This window comes from Burkholderia sp. E168m23, assembly GCF_016586125.1.
GTDB lineage: Bacteria > Pseudomonadota > Gammaproteobacteria > Burkholderiales > Burkholderiaceae > Burkholderia > Burkholderia orbicola.
In genome coordinates, this window is sequence record NZ_BCPP01000799.1 from 1 (window position 1) to 3,423 (window position 3,423).

A 3,423-nucleotide genomic window follows, 5' to 3' on the forward strand; every position below is an offset into this window, starting at 1 on the left:
GCACGCGCAGATCGCGGGCGCTCAGCCGATCAGCGTGACCGTCGAGCAATCGCAGGCGCTGCTCGAAGGCTGGAGCGTGAAGAAGAGCGTGCTCGGCAAGACCGTGTACAACGACGAGAACCAGAAAGTCGGCAAGGTGCGCGACCTGATCGTCGCGCCGGACGGCTCGGTGTCCGCCGCGATCGTGTCGGCCGGCGGTTTCCTCGGCGTGGCCGCGCACGACGTCGCGGTGCCGATCGCGTCGCTCGACGTGCGCAACGGCAACATCTATCTGCCGGGTGCGACCAAGGAAGCGCTGAAGGCCACGCCGGCGTTCCAGTACGCGAAGGTGCCGTCGCCGCCGAAGCCGAAGAAGGTCGACGAAAAGCACTGATTCGTCGTATCGATGCGGCGCCCGTTGCGCGATGCGGCGGGCGCCGCATTTTCATTTTCGCTCAGCGCTTCGACGTTTCGTCTGCCGGCGCCAGCGCCACGACGTGGCTGATCCCCTCGTGCGCCATCTTCGTATACGGGCTGAAACGCTCCGTATTGCGGACGAGTTCTTCCGCCACCGCGCGCTCGACGCCCGGCAGGCGCACCCGAATGTTCGCGTTCAGCATGAACAGCCCGTCCACCGGATCGCGGCAGAAGTCGATCGATGCGGACACCGATGCGCCGGCGATCGACACGCCCGCCCGTGCAGCCAGCAGGCTCAGCGCACCGTGAAAGCATGCCGCATAGCTGGCCGCGAACAGTTGCTCCGGGTTGAGGCCGTCGCCGGAGCCGCCGAGTGCCGGCGGCAGGCGCAGCTCGACATCGAGCCGCCCGTCGTCGGAACGCGCGACGCCCGATGCGCGGCCGTGCTCGGCCGCACCGCCCGTGACGGTCACCGTCGTCGAGTACAGCGTTTGCGGTTCTCGTCCGCGATACCGGTCGAGCAGCGATAGCGGCGGCGGGCGCAGCGGCGTCATGGTGTGCGATCCGGCTGCAGCGTTCAGCGCGCGAGCGCGTTCTGCCGGCACCACGCGTCGAAGGTCGTCGCGCCGAGACGTGCACCGGGCGCCGGCACGAGCGTGTCGTCCTGCAGCACCGCGCCGAAGTAGTCGGCGCTGGCGTCGCGCGTCACCGTGCGCGCGTCGTGCGTCGCCGACAGGAAACGCTCGACCAGATCGGCGATCCGCACGCGCTCGGGGCCGCCGATTTCGGCGATGCCGTTGCGCGGCGCGTCGAGCGCGAAATCGGTCACCGCGGCTGCGACGTCGTCCGATGCGATCGGCTGGAAGTGCGCGGTGGTCAATCGGACCGTGTCGCCTTGTGCGCCCGCCTGCGCGATCGCCCCGACGAATTCGAAGAACTGCGTCGAGCGCACGATCGTGTACGGCACGCCCGCTTCACGGATCAGATTCTCCTGGATGATCTTGCCGCGGAAATACGCGCTCTGCTGCAGCCGGTCGGTGCCGACCACCGACAACGCGACGTGATGCCGCACGCCGGCCGTGCGCTCCGCAGCGAACAGGTTGCGCCCCGACGCCTCGAAGAACGCCTTCACGGCCGCTTCCTCGAACGACGGCGAATTCGCGAGATCGACCACGACCTCCGCGCCGGCGAGCGCGTCGTCGAGCCCCGCACCCGTGATCGTATCGACGCCGGTCGACGGCGCGGCCGCCATCGCGTCGTGGCCGCGGGCGATCAGGTTCCTGACGACTTTGCTGCCGATGAGGCCGGTACCACCAATCACGACGATTTTCACGATTGCTCTCCTTGAACGGGCGCGCGACATGCGCGCCGCTTGAACCTGCCGAAACCAGGACCCCTCGCATTCGCGCGATTGCGCCGGCCCTTTGCCGAACCGCGCAGTGCCGTATGCGCGTGCCTGTCGAACAGCCCGCATCGTAGGCATGCGCCGCGCGATCCGGTAGAGGCCGGCAAGCCCTCATCATGTTGCCGTGCATGCATCAATCGATCGTCTCCAGCGGCGCGATCGTCGTCATCGTCGTCAGGCACTGCAGGTCGCGCGCACGCGTCTGCTCGATCATGTAGTCGATGAACACGCGGATGCGCGTGGGCAGGTGCTTGCGGCTCAGGTAGCAGAGATAGTGGCCGCCGTCGTCCGGCGCGTGCTGGCCGAGACAGCTCACCAGCCGGCCGTCGGCGAGCAGGTCGCACACCTGGTACGCGGGCAATTGCGCGATGCCGAGCCCGTCGAGCGCCGCGCGCACGACGAGATCGATGTCGTTGAACGTGTGATGCGCGGCGAGCTGGCGCTGCTGCGTCACCCCGTCGATCCTGAATTCCCATTCCGTCACGCGGCCCGACGCGGTGCACAGGTTGATGCAGCGATGCCGCGCGAGTTCGTCGACGTGGCGCGGCAAGCCGTGCCGGTGCGCGTACGACGGCGACGCGCAGACGATCATCTGCATCGGAATCAGCCGGCGCGCGACGATCGCGCTGTCCTCCATGCGGCCGTCGCGAAACGCGACGTCGATGCGGTCGGCCGAGAAATCGGCCGGGCGGTCGTTCAGCAGCAGGTCGAGCGTGATGTCCGGATACTGCGCATGGAAATCGCGCAGCAGCGGCGCGATGACCTTGCGGCCGAAGCCCGGGGTCGAGCCGACGCGCAGGTGTCCGCTCGGCGGCCCGCTGCGCAGCTCGCGCATGTCCTCGAGCGCCTGCGCCAGATGCTCGATGCCGGGCCGGCAGTTTTCGTAGAAGAGCTCGCCTTCGCGCGTCAGCGACATGCTGCGCGTGGTGCGCTGGAACAGGCGTGCGTCGAGCCGGTCCTCGAGCCGTTGCACGTGGCGGCTGACCGACGAGCGGCCGACGCCGAGGCGATCGGCGGCGCGCGCGAAGCTGCCTTCGGTGACGACGGCGAGGAACGTGACCACGCCGGCATAGCAGGTCGAGAAGCTGCGCGCGAACGGGTCGTCGGCATCGGGGCGGCGGATGGAAGTGTCGGGCATGGAGGCGCTGGAATCGTGGTGTCCGTATGCGACTAGACGTTTCAGCGCTGCCGCCTGTGACACCGCCCGCCGCATTTTTGCAAAAAGGGTGCGGCGGGGTGCGAGCCGGCTATTTTTCCGGCACGAGCACGGGCGCGCCCTGGTCCTTCAACAGCAGCACGATGAACTTCGCGGGCCGGGTGCGGCTCGCGTTGCGTCCGACCGTGTGCAGGTCGTTCGGGCCCTCGTAGAAGGTCTGGCCCGGTGTCAGCGTGACGGGCTCGCCGCCCTTCACCTGCATCACGATCGACCCTTCGACGACATAGACGAACGCGTCGGCGTGGTGGCGGTGCACCGGGTCGACCGCGCCGGGCGGATACTCGACGGAGATCATCTGCGCTTCCTTGCCCGGGTATGCGTCGAGCGGCTTCGTCATCAGCGGCGTGACGATGGCCGACGGCGCCGCGCGAACGGCGCCGGTCGCGGCGCCCGCGACGACGAGCGC

5 protein-coding genes are annotated in these 3,423 nt (G+C 68.7%); 1 reads left to right on the forward strand and 4 read right to left on the reverse strand.

What is annotated here, in order from left to right; translation table 11 throughout:
* Window positions 1–373 (forward strand): PRC-barrel domain-containing protein (locus JMF90_RS29820; RefSeq protein WP_201325796.1); only part of this gene is annotated, 373 nt, incomplete at its 5' end.
* Between the two features lie 61 nt (window positions 374–434).
* Here JMF90_RS29820 and JMF90_RS29825 read toward each other — a convergent pair.
* From JMF90_RS29825 to JMF90_RS29840, 4 genes are all read right to left on the reverse strand, one after another.
* On the reverse strand, window positions 435–950 hold the full coding sequence (locus JMF90_RS29825) for an Ohr family peroxiredoxin (RefSeq protein ID WP_011548833.1): 516 nt from the start codon (window positions 948–950) through the stop codon (window positions 435–437).
* A 23-nt stretch (window positions 951–973) separates the two neighbouring features.
* On the reverse strand, window positions 974–1,729 hold the full coding sequence (locus tag JMF90_RS29830) for an SDR family oxidoreductase (protein WP_011548834.1): 756 nt from the start codon (window positions 1,727–1,729) through the stop codon (window positions 974–976).
* Between the two features lie 205 nt (window positions 1,730–1,934).
* Window positions 1,935–2,939 carry a LysR family transcriptional regulator gene (locus JMF90_RS29835; protein WP_041489450.1) on the reverse strand — a complete coding sequence of 335 codons (1,005 nt, stop codon included), beginning with the start codon at window positions 2,937–2,939 and terminating at the stop codon, window positions 1,935–1,937.
* A gap of 109 nt (window positions 2,940–3,048) precedes the next feature.
* Window positions 3,049–3,423, reverse strand: a 375-nt coding sequence (locus JMF90_RS29840) for a cupin domain-containing protein (protein ID WP_201325797.1), incomplete at its 5' end; no start/stop codon positions are given.

Coding starts and splice junctions, on each gene's coding strand:
- JMF90_RS29825 (WP_011548833.1), bottom strand. CDS start 950: ATGACGCCGCTGCGCCCGCCGCCGCTATCGCTGCTCGACCGGTATCGC.
- JMF90_RS29835 (WP_041489450.1), bottom strand. CDS start 2,939: ATGCCCGACACTTCCATCCGCCGCCCCGATGCCGACGACCCGTTCGCG.